The organism is Slackia exigua ATCC 700122 (genome assembly GCF_000162875.1).
Classification (GTDB): Bacteria; Actinomycetota; Coriobacteriia; order Coriobacteriales; family Eggerthellaceae; genus Slackia; species Slackia exigua.
In genome coordinates, this window is record NZ_GG700630.1 from 835,927 (window position 1) to 854,793 (window position 18,867).

The 18,867-nt window shown below is 62.3% G+C and carries 17 protein-coding genes; 1 reads left to right on the plus strand and 16 read right to left on the minus strand.

What is annotated here, in order from left to right; translation table 11 throughout:
• Nucleotides 1-3 precede the first annotated feature (3 nt).
• On the plus strand, nt 4-1,458 hold the full coding sequence (locus tag HMPREF0762_RS03665; RefSeq protein ID WP_006362088.1) for an aminopeptidase: 1,455 nt from the start codon (nt 4-6) through the stop codon (nt 1,456-1,458).
• A gap of 548 nt (nt 1,459-2,006) precedes the next feature.
• Here the strand turns inward: HMPREF0762_RS03665 and HMPREF0762_RS03675 are convergent.
• From HMPREF0762_RS03675 to upp, 16 genes are all read right to left on the minus strand, one after another.
• Nucleotides 2,007-2,438 carry a Dps family protein gene (locus HMPREF0762_RS03675; protein WP_040619246.1) on the minus strand — a complete coding sequence of 144 codons (432 nt, stop codon included), beginning with the start codon at nt 2,436-2,438 and terminating at the stop codon, nt 2,007-2,009.
• 80 nt (nt 2,439-2,518) lie between these two features.
• The gene (locus HMPREF0762_RS03680; RefSeq protein ID WP_084779346.1) at nt 2,519-2,905 is read right to left on the minus strand and encodes a Fur family transcriptional regulator; all 387 of its coding nucleotides are present in this window, start codon (nt 2,903-2,905) and stop codon (nt 2,519-2,521) included.
• A 1,127-nt stretch (nt 2,906-4,032) separates the two neighbouring features.
• Nucleotides 4,033-5,406, minus strand: coding sequence for a sodium-dependent transporter (locus tag HMPREF0762_RS03685; RefSeq protein WP_040618988.1), 1,374 nt, complete (start codon nt 5,404-5,406; stop codon nt 4,033-4,035).
• Nucleotides 5,407-5,804: 398 nt separating this feature from the next.
• Nucleotides 5,805-6,764 carry a tRNA pseudouridine(38-40) synthase TruA gene (truA, locus tag HMPREF0762_RS03690; RefSeq protein ID WP_115314205.1) on the minus strand — a complete coding sequence of 320 codons (960 nt, stop codon included), beginning with the start codon at nt 6,762-6,764 and terminating at the stop codon, nt 5,805-5,807.
• 5 nt (nt 6,765-6,769) lie between these two features.
• Nucleotides 6,770-10,288, minus strand: coding sequence for a DNA polymerase III subunit alpha (dnaE, locus tag HMPREF0762_RS03695; RefSeq protein WP_040619249.1), 3,519 nt, complete (start codon nt 10,286-10,288; stop codon nt 6,770-6,772).
• Nucleotides 10,289-10,519: 231 nt separating this feature from the next.
• Nucleotides 10,520-10,789, minus strand: coding sequence for an ATP synthase F1 subunit epsilon (gene atpC, locus HMPREF0762_RS03700; protein WP_006362104.1), 270 nt, complete (start codon nt 10,787-10,789; stop codon nt 10,520-10,522).
• Between the two features lies 1 nt (nt 10,790).
• A complete protein-coding gene (gene atpD / locus HMPREF0762_RS03705) occupies nt 10,791-12,248 on the minus strand; it encodes a F0F1 ATP synthase subunit beta (RefSeq protein WP_006362105.1) in 1,458 nt (485 codons plus the stop codon).
• Complete coding sequence (atpG, locus tag HMPREF0762_RS03710; protein ID WP_006362106.1) at nt 12,249-13,163, minus strand: ATP synthase F1 subunit gamma; 915 nt, start codon at nt 13,161-13,163, stop codon at nt 12,249-12,251.
• Nucleotides 13,164-13,176: 13 nt separating this feature from the next.
• Nucleotides 13,177-14,745, minus strand: coding sequence for a F0F1 ATP synthase subunit alpha (atpA, locus tag HMPREF0762_RS03715; RefSeq protein ID WP_006362107.1), 1,569 nt, complete (start codon nt 14,743-14,745; stop codon nt 13,177-13,179).
• Nucleotides 14,739-15,314, minus strand: coding sequence for an ATP synthase F1 subunit delta (gene atpH / locus HMPREF0762_RS03720; protein ID WP_006362108.1), 576 nt, complete (start codon nt 15,312-15,314; stop codon nt 14,739-14,741). The genes atpA and atpH overlap by 7 nt, the downstream gene beginning before the upstream one ends.
• Nucleotides 15,304-15,951, minus strand: a complete 648-nt coding sequence (gene atpF / locus HMPREF0762_RS03725; protein WP_006362109.1) for a F0F1 ATP synthase subunit B — start codon at nt 15,949-15,951, stop codon at nt 15,304-15,306. Before atpF ends, atpH begins: the two co-directional genes overlap by 11 nt.
• Before the next feature lie 14 nt (nt 15,952-15,965).
• A complete protein-coding gene (gene atpE / locus HMPREF0762_RS03730; RefSeq protein ID WP_006362110.1) occupies nt 15,966-16,187 on the minus strand; it encodes an ATP synthase F0 subunit C in 222 nt (73 codons plus the stop codon).
• A gap of 115 nt (nt 16,188-16,302) precedes the next feature.
• Nucleotides 16,303-17,097 carry a F0F1 ATP synthase subunit A gene (gene atpB, locus HMPREF0762_RS03735; RefSeq protein WP_006362111.1) on the minus strand — a complete coding sequence of 265 codons (795 nt, stop codon included), beginning with the start codon at nt 17,095-17,097 and terminating at the stop codon, nt 16,303-16,305.
• Between the two features lie 26 nt (nt 17,098-17,123).
• On the minus strand, nt 17,124-17,423 hold the full coding sequence (locus HMPREF0762_RS03740) for a hypothetical protein (RefSeq protein WP_006362112.1): 300 nt from the start codon (nt 17,421-17,423) through the stop codon (nt 17,124-17,126).
• A gap of 172 nt (nt 17,424-17,595) precedes the next feature.
• Nucleotides 17,596-18,057 (minus strand): deoxycytidylate deaminase, encoded by a 462-nt coding sequence (locus HMPREF0762_RS03745; RefSeq protein WP_009076873.1) that lies wholly within the window; start codon nt 18,055-18,057, stop codon nt 17,596-17,598.
• An 83-nt stretch (nt 18,058-18,140) separates the two neighbouring features.
• Nucleotides 18,141-18,785, minus strand: coding sequence for a uracil phosphoribosyltransferase (upp, locus tag HMPREF0762_RS03750; protein ID WP_006362115.1), 645 nt, complete (start codon nt 18,783-18,785; stop codon nt 18,141-18,143).
• Between the last annotated feature and the right edge of the window lie 82 nt (nt 18,786-18,867).

Below are 18,867 nucleotides of genomic sequence, written 5' to 3' on the forward strand. Positions count from 1 at the left end.
TCTATGAAACGCACGAACGCATGGCTGGCATACGACGAGGCCGCGCGCGGCGAAGCATTCGATTTCGCCGAACGGTACCGTATGTTCATCAGCGAGAACAAGACCGAGCGCGAATGCGCCGCGACCGCGATCGACATGGCGCGCGCCGCCGGATACGTTTCGCTCGACGAGGCGCTTGAGCGCGGCAGCCTCAAGCCGGGCGACAAGGTGTACGCTGCCAATTACGGCAAGAGCGTCCTGCTCGCGCACATCGGAGCGCGCCCCTTATCCGAGGGCCTCAACATCCTGGGCGCGCACATCGACAGCCCACGCCTCGACGTCAAGCAGAACCCGCTGTACGAAGCGTGCGAGCTCGCCTTGCTCGACACGCACTACTACGGCGGCATCAAGAAGTACCAGTGGGTCACGATTCCGCTGGCCATCCATGGCGTCATTGCGAAGAAGGACGGCTCGGTCGAGCGCGTCGACGTGGGCGAGGACGCGGGCGATCCCGTCTTCTGCGTAACCGACCTGCTCATCCACCTCTCGCAGGAGCAGCTGCAGAAGAACGCGGCGAAGGTGATCGACGGCGAGGCGCTCGACGTGCTCGTCGGCGGACGACCGGCGAAGAAGGGCGAGATCGAAGATGTGCCGGCATCGAAAGCCGACGCAGCCGGCGAGGACGAGGAAGACGAGACGCTCGCGAAGCTCGCCGAGAAAGAGCCGGTGAAGGCGTTCCTGCTCGATCTGCTCGCGCAGAAGTACGGCATGGAAGAGGAGGACTTCCTCTCCTCCGAGCTTGAAGTGGTCCCTGCCGGCGCGGCGCGCGATCTCGGGTTCGACCGGTCAATGATCCTCGGCTACGGTCATGACGACCGCTCCTGTTCGTTCCCTTCGCTCGTCGCGCAGCTCGAGGCGGAAGACCTGGAGCGCACCGGCGTCTGCCTGCTCGTGGATAAGGAAGAGATCGGCAGCGTGGGGGCCACGGGCATGACGTCGCTGTTCTTCGAGAACACGATGGCCGAGATCCTCGCGCTCGCAGGCGAACCGGGCGATCTGGCGCTGCGTCGCTGCCTTGCGCGCTCGAGCATGCTGTCTTCCGACGTGTCCGCCGGATTCGACCCGACGTACGCCTCGGCCTTCGAAGAGAAGAACGCCGCCTTCCTCGGGCGCGGCGTCGTCTTCAACAAATTCACCGGCAGCCGCGGCAAGGCGGGCTCGAATGACGCGAACGCCGAGTACATGGCGCGCATCCGTGCGGTCATGGAGAAGGGCGGCGCGGCATTCCAAACCGCCGAGCTGGGAAAGGTCGATGTGGGCGGCGGCGGGACCATCGCCTACATCCTGGCCCAGTACGGCATGGAAGTCATCGACTGCGGCGTGCCCGTGCTGAACATGCACGCGCCGTGGGAAGTGGTCGACAAGGCCGACCTGTACGAGGCGCTCAAGGGCTATCGCGCGTTTTTGAAGTGGGCGTGATCGGCATCGCGCGTTCATCAGCGATACCGGCCGCGATGCCGACGCATTCGTCTGCGAAGCCGGCCACTATGCCGGCTTCGACGCATCGGGCGCGAAGCGAAGTCGATAGGGCGCATGCCGCCGTCGTCGGATGCGACATGTCGGATGCATCCTTGGGACGGCTCCGCCCATGCACGGACGACCCTTTGCCGGGGTGCTTGTCGGGATGCAGCAGCTCAACGGCCCCGCCCATATACGAACGACCCCTTACACGTTAGATGTAACAGCCGAGTATGAAAGACTGTCGTCCGCCCATATGCGGACGACCCCGGACCGCGCATGCCGCCATCGGAGCGCCGTCGTCGGTGACGGATGCGGCATCGGATACGGCAGCATCGTCGCAATGTCGAGGGCTGCCCCGAACGCTTTGCGAGCGTCTCGCTCTTTCGTCGCACAGCAGGAGATCCGGAACGAACGGTCATCCCGGATCTCCTGCGTAAGCCAATGTATGTCTTGTCCTGGCTATATGCTGTTTACGGACAGAAAGCGCGAAGCGTAAAGGAGGCTTCCTATCGCTCGGACTGGCCGAGCATCCACAGATGCTTGGAAAGCTGGGCGATATGATCGTCCATGGCGGCGGAAACGAGCGCGTTGCCCTCTTCGTCAGCAGCATCCTTGACGGCCTTGACATCTGCAAGGATGAGTTCGTAATCTGCCTTGGCCTGCGTCATGGCATCGTTGACGGAGATGAAGTCGGATTCGCGTTCCACGACGTTGGAGGCATCGAGGTATTCCTTCATCGAGGCGAGCGGCTTGCCGCCGTTCATGAGGATGAGCTCGGCCACGGAATCGACCGCTTCGTTGGCCTCGTCGTAGAATTCCTCGAGTTTGACATGGGCCTGGAAGAACGCGTGGCCCTTGACGTACCAGTGAAGGTTCTGAAGCTTACGATGGGCGACGGCCCAGTCGGCGAGCAGGACGTTCAGCTTTTCGTTCAACATGATGGTTCCTTTCCTGCGGGACGATGCCCCGCATCTCATATGCGAGCTCCCCTGCATCTCATGCGCAGGCATCCCCGCATCTAATCCTTGCTTTCCTTGAAGCATTCGTCGCACACCCCGTAGACCGTGAGCGCGAAGGACGAAGGCATGCCGGGAACCGAAGCCCCGAGCGCATCCTCAAGAGCCTGAGGCTCGATCGAGGAGACATCGAAGATCCGACCGCACTCCGTGCATTTGAAGTGCTGATGGTCGTCGGCGTTGCAATCGAATCGCGAGGTTCCGTCCCCTACGTCCACGAGCCTGATTTCTCCCGCATCCGCAAGCTGCATGAGGTTGCGATACACCGTGCCGACGCTGATGCGGGGAAATGTTTCGAGCACTTCCCGGTATACGTCCTGGGCGGTGGGGTGGTCCGACCGGTCCATGACGCATGCGCGAATGGCCTCTCTCTGTCTGCTGTACCTCAATTCAATCAATCCTTATCAGTAACAGTTACTGGTATTGTTTATATAGCATTCTTTGAATTCTTCAAGTGAGAATGATTCTTATTTAAGATTTCATCACATTCGGGTCTGGAGCCGCAACGAACCCGGACTTCCCATCCTTATCGCATGCGGGGACCATCGCCGTCCTGCCAGAGGCCTCGACGCACCTGGCTTCCCGGAAAACCCGCGAATCGACCGAGAAGACAACCAGATATGACTCCGTCCGCGCATACGGGCGAGCACGCTCGGAATCGCGGGCGCATGCCCAAGAGCCTGACATGTCGGCCGGACATGCAAGCGAATGCCGCCGAAGGCCGTAAGTCAAACCCTTCCTTAATGCCAAAAAATCGACGTTTAGTATACCCTATAGGGGTATATTTTCAGTCCATATGTTGTTATTGCAACGAAATGATGCTTGATTAGGGGCAGTTTCGTTGTGAATGCAACAAAAATGATGCACAAGATTCTAAATGATGCACAAGATTCTCTAAGCAGCGATTTTTTGACATCGGCATCGAATTCGATGGTCGAAAAGGGGCTATACCCCTTTTTTTCTTGCTATTTTTCATGAGCGAAGCTTGGAACCCGGAGATTTGGGCGATTTGAAGCCTTGTGTGGTCAGAAGCCTTGGGCGACCTAAAATCTTGAACGACCCGAAACATTGGGCGTCCCGAAGCCTTGGACGGTCCGAAGCATTGAATGACCTGAAGCTTTGGATGATCCCAGGCTTTGGGTGCCCTGAACGCCGCAGTCCGCGCACCGATTCCCTTTCCGTTCCGAAAGTTAGCGGCACGTCCATGTTCGCAGCGTTCACCGCATCGCGCTTCAGACACAGGTCGTACAAGCTTGCCGTTGCCATTTGTCGATCCCTTCCTCCCGCATGCAAAAAGGGCTGCATCGGAACCGATCCGGCGCGATGGGTGCCACGGGTTCTTCCTGAGAATCCTGATCTTCATGCAAAAAGGGCTGCGTCGGAACCGATCCGACACAGCCCTTCGAGGCGACGTGAAGCAATCCGAGCATCGCGCGCAATGAGTCCTACACACGTCTAGACGCCGAAAGAAGATCGTCCGAACGCCCGTATCGCGCGCAGTGCACCCCGCAGGTGCCTAGACGCTGAAGAGGCCGAACTGCATACCGACGTATGCAACGAGGATGATGGCCACCAGCACCGGCGCGATGTACTTGATCATGACGGTCCAAGCGCCGGCAGCCTTGAACGCGCTGCCGTCCTTGATCTCCTCGATGAACTGCTGGGGCTTCACGAACCAACCGACCAGCAGGCATGTGAACAGCGCGACGATCGGCATGATGACCGAGTTGGAAAGGAAGTCGGCCAGATCGAGGATGGACGAGCCTTCGCCGAGCGGCTGGATGAAGGACAGGTGGTTGTAGCCGAGGTTGATGAAGATGCCTCCGAGGAAGATGGCGACCATCGTCACGACCATCGACTTCGTGCGGGTCCAATGCGTGGCGTCATGCACGATGGAGGTGCACGCCTCGACGAGCGAGATGGCGCTCGTCAGCGCCGCGAAGAGCACGAGCAGGAAGAACACGAGCCCGACCACCTGGCCGGCGGCGCCCAGGCTGTCGAACAGCTGGGGCAGCGTGCCGAACATCAGGCTCGGACCGGCCTTTTCCGCAACCGCATCGCCGCCGCCGAGGGCGACGAACGAGGTCGGGACGATCATGAGGCCTGCAAGGAAGGATACGAGCAAGTCGAAGCCCGCGATGCGCGCGGAGGACTGGACGATGTCCTCCTTCTTCTCAAGGTAGCTGCCGTAGGTGATCATGATGCCCATGGCAAGCGACAGGCTGTAGAACATCTGGCCGAGCGCGCCGATGAGCAGCTCGGGAGAGAACTTGGAGAAGTCAGGGGTGACATAGTACAGCAGTCCGTCGATCGCGCCGGGAAGGGTCAGCGTGTAGACGGACAGCGCGATGGCCATGACGATGAGCGCAGGCATCATGACGAGATTGGCCTTCTCGATGCCGCCTTTGACGCCGAGCGCGACGACGATGAAGGTAGCCGCCATGAAGATCGCCATGAACACGAAGCTCGACACGGGACTCGTGATGAACCCTGCGAAATATCCGTCGCCGGTGACGGCGGACGGCTCGGCGATATAGGCGAACGCGTATTTGGTCACCCAGCCGCCGATGATGCTGTAGTACGGCGTGATGATGAAGGGCACGAGGGACGCCAGGATGCCGATGGGCAGGTACTTACGCCCGAAATGGGAGAAGGCGCCGATCGCCGACAGCTTCGTGCGGCGACCGAGCGAGATTTCGAGAATCAGCATCGATACGCCGAACGTGAAGACGAGCACGACATAGGTGAGAAGGAACATGCCTCCGCCGTACTTGGCCGCAAGATACGGGAAGCGCCACATATTGCCCAGGCCGACCGCCGATGCCGCAGCCGCCAGGATGAACATCCATTTGCCCGACCACGTGGATCGGGTCTGAGTCGAATCCGCCATTTTCTCTCCTTGCTCGCCGCCCTTGCAGGCGGCTTCGCGAAACACGCGTCCTCCGCACGAGTCGGATGCGACGCCTTCCGAAACTATGACGCGTTATTCTAGCGAGGAGATTCCATCGGGAGTTTTTTCTTTCGAAAAAAGTAACAAAACGGTGGCAAACGGCTGTTCGCCCCGATGGATCGAGGAGTCTCCATGGAGATGGCGCGATGAAAGGCATGCGACCGTATCCCTAGGGCGAACGCAGGGAGGGCCGGCATGCGAGATGCTGGTGAGACCCGTTACCCATGCCGCGCATCTCGAAAACGCGCCGATCCCCTGGCGTTCGGCATCCAATGCCCCTCTATGCGCCGGGATTCGAGCATCCTATCGAGACACGTCGATTCCCTGGCGTTCGGCATCTAGTACCTGACGCTCCAGAACGTCAAGCCGCATGCCGGAGCCGTCTCGCCCGCGGCCGTGCGGTCGCGCGCCGCGAGCACGTCGGCGACCCAGGACGCATCACGCCTTCCCTGTCCCACGGCGACGAGCGTTCCGACGATGATGCGGATCATCGAATGCAGGAAGGCATTGCCGACGATGCGGACCTCGACGACGGGCGTGCCCATCACGTGCGTCGAGCGCACGTCCGCCTCGATGACGCGTCGGCAGGTCGACCGCCCCTCCCCTTCCAGATGCAAGGCGGACGAGGCGACGCAGAAGCTCTTGAAATCATGCTCGCCCACCAGGAACCGCGCCGCAGTGTTCATGGCGTCGACATCGAGCGGAGCGCCGCGCAGATGCCAGACGCTGCGCGCGATGAGCACGGGACGCGCGTTGCCCGTGGCGATGAAATAGCGGTACTCCCGCGACGTCGCGTCGAAGCGCGCGGAGAACCCTGCAGGACGCTCTTCGGCGCATGTGACGGTGATGCGTTCGTCCACCAGCGCATTCATGGATTTCATGAGCGTCCGCAAAGGACGGCTCGCGAATTCCTCTTCGGTCAGGTCGAAGCTCACGACCTGACCGAGCGCATGCACGCCGGCATCGGTACGTCCGGCGCACACCGTGTCGACGGCGCGACGGTAGAGCACGGACAGCACCCGTTCGAGTTCTCCCTGCACCGTCGTCACATGGCTTTCGGCCTGGCGCGCGAACCCTGCGAAGGGCGCTCCGTCATAGGCGACGCCGAGAGCCACGCAGCGCGACAACCGCGATGTTTCCAAGGCTTCTGCGGCGGAGAACACCGCACCGGCGGCACAACCATCGCGTGCGACGTCCGTCACACCGACGGCATGCGCGATGCCGGCGCACGCGACGAATCCGTCGCGTGCGCCATACGTATGCCCTTCGTCCGCACGATGGACCGACACCTGTTCCACGACGCCTATCTCCTCTGCTCCTGCAGGCTCTTCCACACCGGGCGCCCGAAGAGCGTCATGATGCCCGAATAAAGCAGGTTATCGGCCGCATCGACCTTGATCGGAAGCTCGGCGCGGAACTTGCGCCCGTCGGACTGCTCCACGTATAGGACGACGGGATCGTTGCCCGGATAGTCCCCGAGTATGCCGTAGAGCCGCGTGGCGACGGACTGGTCGAAGTCGGCAGCGGCGAGCGAGATCTGCAGGTTGCTCGGCGTCTCGCGCATGCTGTCCACATCCAGACGTTCCACCTCGAAGGCGAGGATCTGGTCTCCGCGCTCAGAATGCTCGAACCGGCCCTTGATCTTGACGATGGCGTCTTCCTGGATGGCTTCTTCGAAGTCGCTGTACTTGAAGCAGACGCACTCCATATGGCCCGTCGTGTCTTCGAGATCGAAGTTCGCCATCTTGGTGCCCTTGCGCGTCATCTTGACGGTGACGCTTGCCACGAGCCCCGCGAACACGGCGTTCTTGATATCGCCCTTGTGCTCCGCAAGGTCGCCCAGGTGGTACTTCGTGACCGACTCGAGCGACCGTTCGTACGGACGCAGGGGATGGTCGGAGACATAGATCTTGAGGATCTCCTTCTCATAGGCGAGCAGCATGCGCTTGTCCCACTCGATGCCGTCCGGCGCCGGCACGTCGTCGTCGAACCCGCTGTCGGGCACATCGGCGAACAGGTCGAACATGCTCACCTGGCCGGCATCGCGATCCTTCTGGCGCTTCGCGGCGGATTCGAGCAGCGGCGTGTCGTCGATGAAGTGCATGAGCTGCTTGCGCGTGTACCCCGTCGAGTCGAACGCACCCGACTTCACCAGCGCTTCGAGCGTTTTACGGTTATAGCATTTCGCATCCAGGCGGTTCACGAAGTCGTGCAGGCTCGAGTACGGGCCGTTGGCCTCGCGCTCGTCGATGATGGACTGCGCCACCGCCTCGCCGATGCCGCGCACGCCGGCAAGTCCGAAGCGGATGCCCTCCTCAAGCGGCGTGAATTCGAGATTCGACGTGTTCACGTCGGGCGGCAGCACGGGAATGCCCGAATGCGTGCAGCTGGAGATGTACTTGATGAGACGATCGGCGTTGCCCATGTAGCTGGAAAGCACGGCCGCCATGAATTCATACGGATAGTGCGCCTTCAGATACGCCGTGCGCATGACGAGCAGGGCGTAGGCCGCGGAATGCGACTTGTTGAACGCGTACTTCGCGAACTTCTCGGCGTCTTCCCAGATCTGCTTCGCGATTTCGAGCGAATAGCCGTTCTCGACGGCCCCTTCGTTCCAATCGGCCTGAAGCTGGCGCATGATATCCAGCTTCTTCTTGCCCATGGCCTTGCGCAGGCGGTCGGCCTTGCCGGCCGAGAACCCGCTCATAGCCATCGAGATCTGCATGATCTGCTCCTGGTAGACCATCGTGCCGTAGGTCTCTTCCAGGATGGGGCGCAGACGATCGTCGTAGTAATGGATCTCGGTCGTGCCGTTCGCCACCTTGACGTAGTCGTCGACCATGCCTGATTCGAGCGGGCCCGGACGGTTGAGCGCGATGGAGGCGACGATATCGGAGAACCGACGCGGCGGAAGCCTGCTGAACAGGCTCACATAGAGCGCGCCTTCGACCTGGAACAGGCCGTCCATGCCCCAGCGCATCTCGCCGCGCATGAGACGGAACGCCTCGGCGTCTTCGATGGGTATCTCGTCGGGACGGATTTCGAGACCGTGGCGCGCCTTCACGTTCTTGCAGGCGCGCGACAGCACGCCCAGCGTGCGCAGGCCCAGGAAGTCCATTTTGAGCAGGCCCAGTTCAGGCGTGTAGTGGCCGTCGTACTGGGTGATCATGCCGCCGCCCTTGGTATCGCGCTTCACGGGCACGTGGTCGACCAAGGGGTCGCGGCAGATGATCGTCGCGCAGGCATGCACGCCCTCGCCGCGGATGTTGCCCTCGATGGAACGTGCCGCATCGATGATGTCGCGCGTGTCGGCATCGTCGTCGTACATCTTCTTGAGGTCGACGTTGTTCTCCAGAGCGTCGTCGAGCGTGATGCCGAGCTCGTCGCCGATGGTCTTGCAGATCTTGTCGCCCACGCCATAGGGGTGTCCGAGCACGCGCGCGGCGTCGCGCACGGCGTTTTTCGCCTGCAGCTTGCCGAACGTGATGACACCCGCGATATGGTCGGCCCCATAGAAATCGCGCACGTGGTCGATGACGTCCTGGCGGTGCTGATCGTCGAAGTCGACGTCGATATCGGGCATCTCCACGCGTTCGGGCGACAGGAAGCGTTCGAACAGCAGCCCGTTGTCCAGAGGTTCCAGGTCAGTGATGCCCATCGCGTACGTGCAGATGGCACCTGCGGCCGACCCGCGCCCCGGACCGACGCCGATGCCGTTGTCCTTCGCCCAGCGGATGTATTCCTGCACGATGAGGAAGTAGGCGGGAAATCCCTGCTGGATGATGACGCCGGCTTCGTATTCGTATCGCTCGACCACGTCGGGGCGCGCGGCGCGCAGCTCGTCCATCGTCGTGATCTCGCCGTTGTTGCCGTAACGGTGGATGAGCCCCTTCTCGCATTCCTCGCGGAAGAGCATCTCCTCGGTGTAGCCTTCGGGCAACGGGAAACGCGGAAGGATGGAATCGCGCTCGAGCTCCACGGAGCATTTCTCGGCGACCTTGACCGTGTTGTCGCAGGCCTCGGGGAAATCGCGCAGGGCCTCGCGCATCTCTTCCTCGGTCTTCATGTAGAACTCGTCGTTCGCGAACCTCATGCGGTTCTCGTCGTCGTAGTTCGACCCCGTGCCGATGCACAGCATGATGTCCTGCGCCTTGGCGTCTTCGCGCGTCAGGTAATGGAAGTCGTTCGTGGCGATGGTTTCGAGCCCCAGATCATGGGCAAGGTTCGAAAGCTGCACGTTCAGCTCGTGCTGGGAGAAGCCCTCTTCCGTGGAAATGCCCTGATCCTGAAGCTCGATATAGAAATCCCCCGGCTCGAAGATGTCCTTGAACGTCTGGGCCCACTCCCGTGCCCCCGCGACATCGCGCTCGCGCAGACGCCGGGGGATGATGCCGGCGATGCAGGCGCTCGTCGCGACGATGCCCTTCGCATGCTTCTTGATCATATCGAGCGTCGTGCGGGGCTTGTAATAGTAATTGTCCATATGCGACTCGGACACGAGATGCAGCAGATTGTGATAGCCCTCGGAGTTCTTGGCGAGCATGATCATGTGATAGAGCGGAGAGCGCTTCTTCGTGCCTACCTCGGGATCTTCGGTGAAATAGATCTCGCAGCCGTAGATGGGCTTGACCTTCTTGCCCGTTTCCCTTTCGACTGCCGCGCAGGCGTCGCACAGCTCGGGCACGCCGCACATCACGCCGTGGTCGGTGATGGCGACGGCGGGCATATCGAGGTCGGCCGCGCGACGCACCATGTCCTTCACGTGCGTGGCGCCGTCGAGCATCGAATACTCGGTGTGATTATGCAGGTGGACGAACGGCATGGCAGTCCCTTCATGCGCGTGCGCGCACGCTCCCCCGCCGTCCTCGCCGGCCTGGACGCGTGCCATATGCTTGGATTCTTCGACGCGCCTATGATACCAGCCCGACGCTTCCGAAACGGGAACGGCCCTCTCGTTCCGGAAGCTCCATAGCGCCTGATAGGTCGGCTCATGAGAAAGGGCGCCCCTGATGGGACGCCCTTTCGGAAATCGTGAGGAATCCTCTTCGAAACCTCAGGCCGTACGCTCCTGGGCCTTGTCGGCCAGGATGATGACCTTCGTGCCGGTGACCTGCACGTAGCCGCCTTCGACGTCGAACTCCTTCACGGAGCCGGCCTCATCGAGCTGGACGCGGACAACGCCGTCGGCAAGCGCCGACACCAGAGGCACGTGGTCGTACAGGAAGCCCATCTGACCTTCGGTCCCCGGTACCACGACCATGAAGGCCTCGTCGGTGAAGCACTTCGCTTCAGGGGTCACGATGTCGCAGGTTAGCTTCGGCATGTCAGTCCTCGCTCTTCTGCATGGCCTCGTACTCGGCGTACACGTCGTCGATGGAGCCCTTCAGGCGGAAGCACTGCTCGGGAATCTCGTCGCACTCGCCGTCGAGGATGGCGGCGAAGGAACGGACGGTGTCCTCCATCTTGACGTACTTGCCGGGCAGGCCGGTGAACTGCGTCGCGACGTGGAAGCACTGGCCGAAGAACTGCTGGGCCTTACGGGCGCGGGAGACCGTGAGCTTCTGCTCTTCGGTCAGCTCGTCCATGCCGAGGATGGCGATGATGTCCTGAAGGTCCTTGTAGTTCTGGAGCAGCTCCTGGATGCCCGTCGCCACGCGGTAGTGCTCTTCGCCGACGATGGCCGGCTCGAGCGCGCGGGAGGTGGACTCCAGGGGATCGACGGCCGGGTAGATGCCCAGCTCGGCGATCGAACGGGACAGAACCGTCTTGGCGTCCAGGTGGGTGAAGGTCGTGGCCGGCGCGGGGTCGGTCAGGTCGTCGGCGGGCACGTAGACGGCCTGCACGGACGTGATGGAGCCCGTGGTCGTCGACGTGATGCGCTCCTGGAGGTCGCCCATCTCGGTCGCCAGCGTAGGCTGGTAGCCTACTGCGGAAGGCATGCGGCCGAGCAGCGCGGACACTTCGGAGCCCGCCTGGGTGAAGCGGAAGATGTTGTCGATGAACAGCAGGACGTCCTGGCCCTGGTCGCGGAAGTACTCCGCTTCGGTCAGGCCGGCCAGGCCGACGCGCAGGCGCGCTCCCGGCGGCTCGTTCATCTGGCCGTAGACCAGACACGTCTTCTCGACGACGCCCGATTCGCTCATCTCGAGGAACAGGTCGGTGCCCTCGCGCGTGCGCTCGCCGACGCCCGTGAAGACGGACGTGCCGCTGTGCTCCTGCGCGAGGTTGTTGATGAGTTCCTGGATGATGACGGTCTTGCCGACGCCGGCGCCGCCGAACAGGCCCGTCTTGCCGCCGCGAATGAACGGCTCGATCAGGTCGATCGCCTTGATGCCGGTCTCGAAGATCTCGGTCGTCGTCGACAGGGACTCGTAGTCGGGGGCAGGACGGTGGATGGGCATGTAGCCGGACACCTCGGGCATCGGCTTCTCATCCACGGGCTGGCCCATGACGTTCCAGATGCGGCCGAGGGTCTCGGGGCCCACGGGCATCATGATGGGATGGCCCGTGTCGACGGCCTCGGCGCCGCGCACCAGGCCGTCGGTCGAGCTCATCGCGACGGAACGCACGAGATTGCCGGGAAGCATCGATTCGACTTCCAGGACGACGCGCATCTCGCCGGCGGGGGTGATGGCGTCAACCGTCAGCGCGTTATAGATCGCCGGCAGCTGATCAGCCGGGAACTCGACGTCGACGACAGGGCCCACGATGCGCACGATGCGACCGGTAGCGCCCTTGCTGGCGTCAAGCTCCTCTCTGGTAAGCATTCTTTCGTCAGCCATTTATTCCTCCAAAGCTGCTGCGCCACCAACGATCTCGTTGATCTCAGTGGTGATGGCACCTTGACGTACACGGTTATACAACCTCGACAACGTCTCCACCATCTCGGTGGCGTTATCGGTCGCCGAGTGCATGGCACTGCGGCGAGCCGCCTGCTCCCCGGCCGCGGAGTCGATCAGCGCGCGGTAGATCGACGTGCGCAGGTACGCGGGCAGCAGACGTGCCAGCACGTCGGCGGGTTCAGGCTCGAACTCGATGCTCGCGGGGACGGTCTCGGTTTCGGCGGGTTCCTCGACGGCGGATGCCGTGCGGACGTGCGCCTGAGGTGCGGCCGTCGTATCGACGGGAAGGATGACCTGCTCGGTGAGAACCTGCGTGGCAGCGTTCTTACTGTGGTTGTAGATCAGGACGACCTCGTCGATGCTGCCTTCCTCATACGCCTTGATGGCGTAGTCGGCGATTTCGCCGGCCTGCTCGATCGTGGGATCGGCAGACTGGTCCTTGAACTCGAGAACGGGCGTCATCTTGCGGAACCGGAAGAACCCACCGGCCTTCTTGCCGCATGCGATGATGTCGACCTCGACTCCTTCGGACTTCTTCGCGCGAACGGTCTTCTCGACGGCGCGCAGAACATTCGAGTTGAAGCCCCCGGCAAGGCCGCGGTCGGAAACCACGGCTACCGCCAGGATGCGTTTCACGCTCTCATGCTTCTCCAGCAACGGGTTCTCGCTGGGCTGCACGCGCTCCGCGACACCTTGCAGCATCTCGACCATGGAATCGGAGTACGGCGCGGCGGCGGCGATGCGTTCGGTCGCATGCTTGACTTTCGCGCCGGCCACCATCTCCATGGTGCGCGTGATCTGCTTAGTCGATGAAACCGACTTGATGCGCTTATCGATGTCGTGCAGGTTAGGCATGTCTCACGCCTTCCTACGACGCCGCGAACTGCTTCTTGAAAGAGGAGATCGCCTCTTTCAGAGCACCTTCGGTCGTGTCGGTGAACTTCGCATCCGCATGGATCTGGGCGAGCACGTCGGCGTGCTTGGCGCGCAGGTACTCGAGAAGCTCGGTGCGGAAACGGACGACGTCCTTGACCGCCACGTCATCGAGGTAGCCGTGGCCGCCGGCGTAGACCGCGCAGGCCTCTTCCTCGAACTCGAGCGGCATGTAGCGACCCTGCTTGAGAAGCTCGGTCATGCGGGCGCCGCGGTTCAGCTGGTCCTGGGTGGACTTGTCGAGGTCGGAGCCGAACTGCGTGAACGCCTGAAGCTCGCGATAGGACGCGAGGTCGAGGCGCAGCGTGCCGGACTGGGACTTGACGGCCTTCGTCTGGGCGGAACCGCCGACGCGCGACACGGAGATGCCGACGTTGATGGCGGGACGCTGGCCCTGGAAGAACAGGTCCGTGGACAGGAAGATCTGACCGTCGGTGATGGAGATCACGTTGGTCGGGATGTAGGCGGAGACGTCGCCGGCCTGGGTCTCGATGATCGGCAGAGCCGTCATGGAGCCGCAGCCGTTGGCCTCGTTCATCTTCACCGCGCGCTCGAGCAGGCGGCTGTGCAGGTAGAAGATGTCGCCGGGATACGCCTCGCGTCCCGGCGGGCGGTGCAGCGTCAGGGACATCTGGCGGTAGGCGACGGCCTGCTTGGACAGGTCGTCATAAATGATGAGCACGTGGCGACCCAGGTTCTCGGGGCCCGCAGGCTTGCCGTCCTCGCCGGTGTAGACGAAATGCTCGCCCATCGCGGCGCCGGCCATAGGCGCGATGTACTGCAGCGGGGCGGAATCGGACGCGGTGGCGGACACGATGATCGTGTATTCCATGGCGCCGTGCTTCTCGAGGGTCTCCATCACGTTGGCCACCGTGGAAGCCTTCTGGCCCACGGCGACGTAGATGCAGATCATGTCCTTGCCCTTTTGGTTGATGATCGCGTCGATGGCGATGGCGGTCTTGCCCGTCTGGCGGTCGCCGATGATGAGCTCGCGCTGGCCGCGGCCGATGGGGATCATCGTGTCGACGGCGACGATGCCCGTCTGCATGGGCTCATGCACGGGCTTGCGGTGGATGACGCCAGGGGCCTTGAACTCGACGGGGCGCATGCCCTCGGCCTTGATGGGGCCCTTGCCGTCGATCGGCATGCCCAACGGATTCACGACGCGTCCGAGGAGGCTCTTGCCCGAAGGCACCTCCATGATGCGGCCGGTCGTACGGACCTGGTCGTTCTCTCGAATAGCGGTGACATCGCCCATCAGGACAGCGCCGACCTCTTCCTCTTCGAGGTTCTGCGCAAGACCGTAGACGGTTCTGCCATCGGCGCCGATGAACTCCAGGAGTTCGCCCGCCATGGCACCCTTCAATCCATCGATGCGGGCGATACCGTCGCCCACCTGGACGACCGTGCCCACCTCACGTGCATCGACGCTCGTCTCGAGGTCTTCAAGCTGCTTGCGCAATGCTTCGTCGATAGACTTTGCGGTGATTTCTGTCACTAGCATTCACCTCCATCATTAGATTCCGAAAGCACGGTGCGAGCCTGCTCCAGCTTGGAGACGATGCTCGCGTCGATGCGTTTACCTTGAGTGCTCATGATGATCCCGCCCAGGATGGACGGATCGACATGCTCGCGCAGCACGACGCTCTTGCCAAGGTCGGCGGCGACCTTCTCGGAAATGAGGGTCCGCAGCTCGTCGTCGAGTTCTACGACGGTCGTCACGTCGACGACGGCGAGACCCAGCCTTTCGTCGATCAACGCAGCGAATGCATTGTTGATCTGGGAAAGTTCCGAAAAGTCCTGACGCTCGGCCATGACCGAGAGGACGCTTGCGAGCAGAGGATCGAAGCCTTCGAACACGCCCTGGGCAATGGTGCGGCGCTGTTCTGCCGTATAGGCGATCTCATCGAAGGCATCGCGCAGATCGGCGTTCCCGCGATACAGGAACACGACCTGCTCGAGCTGGTCGCGCACGGCCAACACGCGCTCCTGGCCCTCGGCCGAAGCGGCCGAGAAGAGCGTCTCGGCATACGTCGCGATCTCTTCTTTGACGAGCAGTCGATTATGAGGCATTGAAGCTACCTGCCTCTTCGACGTAGCGCTTGATGATCGCGCGATGCTCGTCATCGGAAAGGTCGGTGCCGATGAGCTTGGACGCCACGGACACCGAGATGTCCGCCACGGACTTCTGCAGGTCGGAAACGGCCTGCTTGCGCTCGGCCTCGATGGCCGCCTGGGCCTTCTCGATCATGCCGGCGGCTTCGTCGGCCGCCTTCTTCTGGATATCGGCCTTCACGGCCTCGCCGGTCTTCTTCGCCTCGGCAACGATGCTCGATGCCTCGGCCTTCGCGTCGGCGAGCTGCTGCTTGTATTCGGCAAGGAGCTTCTCGCTTTCCTGACGGGCGGCTTCGGCGCTCTTCAGGTCTTCGCGGATGGTGGTCGCGCGCTTTTCGAGCATGCGGTCGAACACCGGCCAGCCGAACTTGGCAAGGATGACCCAGAGGATGACGAAGGCGACGAGCATCGGGATGAACTCGTTCATCTTGGGGAGGATGGCGCTGATGCCGCCGCTCTCCTCAGCGAACGCATACGCCGGGGTCGAAAGGGCCACGGCCGCGGCGGATACGCCTGCGGTGCCGATGAACGCCTTCGCCTGTGCGATAGATGCCTTCAATTCGCTTCCCTCCTGTCCTTCTCTCGTATATGCCATACGGAAGATCCGTCTTAGCCGATGAAGAACAGAACCAGGCCGAGCAGGGCCAGGGCCTCGGACATGGCGGCGCCGATGAAGAAGTAGCCCATGAGCTGACCCTTCATCTCAGGCTGACGGGCGGCGGCGACGCACAGACCGTAGGTGGCGATGCCGATGCCGATGCCGGGGCCGATGGCGGCCAGGCCGTAGCCGACGACCTTCAGTGCGGCAAGCGTAAGGGTGATCTCTGTCACAATTTCCTCCTTCGACGGGTCCCAGCCTTCTTGGGACCTTCTACCTAAACTATGTGCCAAGCTGCAAGGAAGACAGCCGTGTCACCGAAGCGGTGCGCCGTTGCCGGCGCGCGTCCTAGTGGCGATGGATCGCCATGCCGATGTAGGACGAGGATAGAATCGCGAACACGAACGCCTGAAGGAACGCGACCAGGCATTCGAGCGCATACATGAGGACGAGCAGCGCGAACCAGACGATCGAGGTGCCCGCCGCCGCGATGGACATGGAGGCATCGAGCAGGCCGCAGTAGATGAACGACGTGGTGGCGATGCCGAAGACGGCCAGGATCATATGGCCCGAGAGCATGTTGCCGTAGAGTCGGACGGCCAGCGTGAGCACGCGGATGACCATGGAGAAAAGCTCGAGGAACCAGATGATCGGCGCCATGAGGGCGGGAACGCCGCTCGGGCAAAGATTGCCGAGATAGCGGACGGGGCCGAAGGTCTTGATGCCGTAGATGTTGAAATACAAAAACGAGATGATGGACAGCGCCCACGTGCAGGAGATCGCGCCCGTCGATGTCTTGAAGCCGGGAACGAGCCCCAGGATGTTGCAGATCAGGATGAAGAAGAACAGCGATGCCAGAAACGGCACGTGCTTCTTGAAGCCTTCGCCGATGACGTCTTCGGCGATGTTGCGATTCACGAATTCGTAGCCGTACTCGACCATGTTCACGAACTTGCTGGACGGAACGATCCTGATCTTCTTCGCGGCCAGAAGGACCACGAGGAAGGTGACGGCCAAGGCGATGAAGAGCCAGACGACGTACTGGGTGACGTGCCATCCGCCGATGCTGAGCACCGTGGTGGGATTGAAGTCTTCCGAGACGTGCTGCGCCTGGGAGACGAACAAATCAAGAGCTTCGCCCATGCTTTGACCCTTCCTTGAAAACGACCCTATTCCCCGCGACGGGTTCTGCGCTTCGCGAGGACGTTCTTATACACGACATAGGCTATGGTCGCGCCTAGAAACACGATTCCCTCCGCGACGACGAAGGGGACGAGCGCGCCTCGTGCGTTGAACGCGCATGCCAGCAGGCCGGCGATCAGGACGACGAGGGACGCGAAGACGCCGACGAGCCCATAGAGGCCGATGGTGAGAGCAGCTTGGGATGCCGAGCGGCGCGAAAGCCTCATCGACAGGAAGATGGGCGCGAAGCCGAAAGCTCCGGCCAATGCCCCGAGGACGATAGGCATGACGTGCGTTCAACCCCCTTTTCTCAACCATTCGGTTACAGCCGCATTGCGGAATGCTATCAGATATTCAGCAAGCCGAAAGGAACCGCGCAACTAAAAGCGCAAAAAGAGGGAAACGTCCTTCGAACGGCGGAAACGACTGCGGGCGAAACGCTCGGGCACGAAAAGCGGCTCAATCTCTTTCGACCTTGCGCACGACGATGTCGGTATCGGCGAGGAGGTCGAGCGAAAGCCGGTCGGGATACCCTTCGGCATAGACGATCTCCCCGATGCCCGCGTTGATGATCATCTTCGTGCAGACCGAGCAGGGCTGCGTGGTGATATAGATCGACGAACCCTGGATGTTGATCCCGTGGCGGGCGGCCTGGATGATGGCGTTCTGCTCCGCATGCAGGCCTCGGCAGATCTCATGGCGCTGACCGGAGGGGACGCCGAGGCGCTCGCGCAAGCATCCGACCTCTTCGCAGTGGCGCAGGCCCGTAGGAACGCCGTTGTAGCCGGTCGCCAGGATGCGGCGGTCCTTGACGAGAAGCGCGCCCACCGCGCGACGCAGGCAAGTGGCGCGCCCGGACACCTCGAATGCGAGGTGCATGAAGTATTCGTCCCAGCTTGGACGTTCGATATGCGATTTCACGACGCCCCCCTACGCGAAGCCGCATGCGCGCCCCGGACACGTGCCGAGATGACGCATGCGGCGACGATGCCTTCGTGCGACGGCTAGCAGGTGCCGAAGATACGGTCGCCCGCATCGCCCAGGCCGGGCACGATGTAGGCGTTTTCATTGAGCTTGTCGTCGATCGCGCACGTATAGACGGCCACGTCCGGATCGGCGGCGAGCACGGCATCGATGCCCTCGGGCACGGCGACGAGCACGAGAAGCTTGAGGTTCTTCACGCCCGCTTTGCGCAGATATTCGATGGCCGCGATGGCGCTTCCGCCGGTCGCGAGCATCGGATCGACGACGAAGACCTCGGCCTCGGCCGCGTCCTCCGGGACGTTCGCGTAATACTCATGCGGACGATGGGTCTCGGGGTCGCGATACATGCCCAGGTGGCCGACGCGGGCGGTCGGGATGAGATCGAGCATGCCCTCGGTCATCCCGAGGCCGGCACGGATGATCGGAACGATGACGACGTCGCGACCGCGTACGGATTCGCACCGTGCGACCGCGATGGGCGTCGTGACGTCCGTCGCGGTCGTGGGCAGGTCGCGCGTCGCCTCGTACGCCTCGAGCTGCGCAAGCTCGCGTACGAGCTGGCGGAAGAGCGACGAGGGCGTGTCTTCGGCGCGCAGGACGCCGATCTTGTGCTTCACGAGGGGATGGTCGACGAGCACGACCCTGTCCGTTTCGGTGTAATCCATGCTGAAAGCTCCTATCGATGCTGCGAGGCGCATCCTCGCTCTGAAGAACCGGCCGCGCGCGGCGTCGATCCCGCGCGCGGCC

Bases quoted from the DNA above. Each gene is read 5' to 3' on its own strand.
- HMPREF0762_RS03665 (WP_006362088.1), top strand. From the start codon at position 4: ATGAAACGCACGAACGCATGGCTGGCATACGACGAGGCCGCGCGCGGC.
- HMPREF0762_RS03675 (WP_040619246.1), bottom strand. From the start codon at position 2,438: ATGTTGAACGAAAAGCTGAACGTCCTGCTCGCCGACTGGGCCGTCGCC.
- HMPREF0762_RS03685 (WP_040618988.1), bottom strand. From the start codon at position 5,406: ATGGCGGATTCGACTCAGACCCGATCCACGTGGTCGGGCAAATGGATG.
- dnaE (WP_040619249.1), bottom strand. From the start codon at position 10,288: ATGCCGTTCGTCCACCTGCATAATCACACCGAGTATTCGATGCTCGAC.
- atpC (WP_006362104.1), bottom strand. From the start codon at position 10,789: ATGCCGAAGCTAACCTGCGACATCGTGACCCCTGAAGCGAAGTGCTTC.
- atpD (WP_006362105.1), bottom strand. From the start codon at position 12,248: ATGGCTGACGAAAGAATGCTTACCAGAGAGGAGCTTGACGCCAGCAAG.
- atpG (WP_006362106.1), bottom strand. From the start codon at position 13,163: ATGCCTAACCTGCACGACATCGATAAGCGCATCAAGTCGGTTTCATCG.
- atpA (WP_006362107.1), bottom strand. From the start codon at position 14,745: ATGCTAGTGACAGAAATCACCGCAAAGTCTATCGACGAAGCATTGCGC.
- atpH (WP_006362108.1), bottom strand. From the start codon at position 15,314: ATGCCTCATAATCGACTGCTCGTCAAAGAAGAGATCGCGACGTATGCC.
- atpF (WP_006362109.1), bottom strand. From the start codon at position 15,951: ATGGCATATACGAGAGAAGGACAGGAGGGAAGCGAATTGAAGGCATCT.
- atpB (WP_006362111.1), bottom strand. From the start codon at position 17,097: ATGGGCGAAGCTCTTGATTTGTTCGTCTCCCAGGCGCAGCACGTCTCG.
- HMPREF0762_RS03740 (WP_006362112.1), bottom strand. From the start codon at position 17,423: ATGCCTATCGTCCTCGGGGCATTGGCCGGAGCTTTCGGCTTCGCGCCC.
- upp (WP_006362115.1), bottom strand. From the start codon at position 18,785: ATGGATTACACCGAAACGGACAGGGTCGTGCTCGTCGACCATCCCCTC.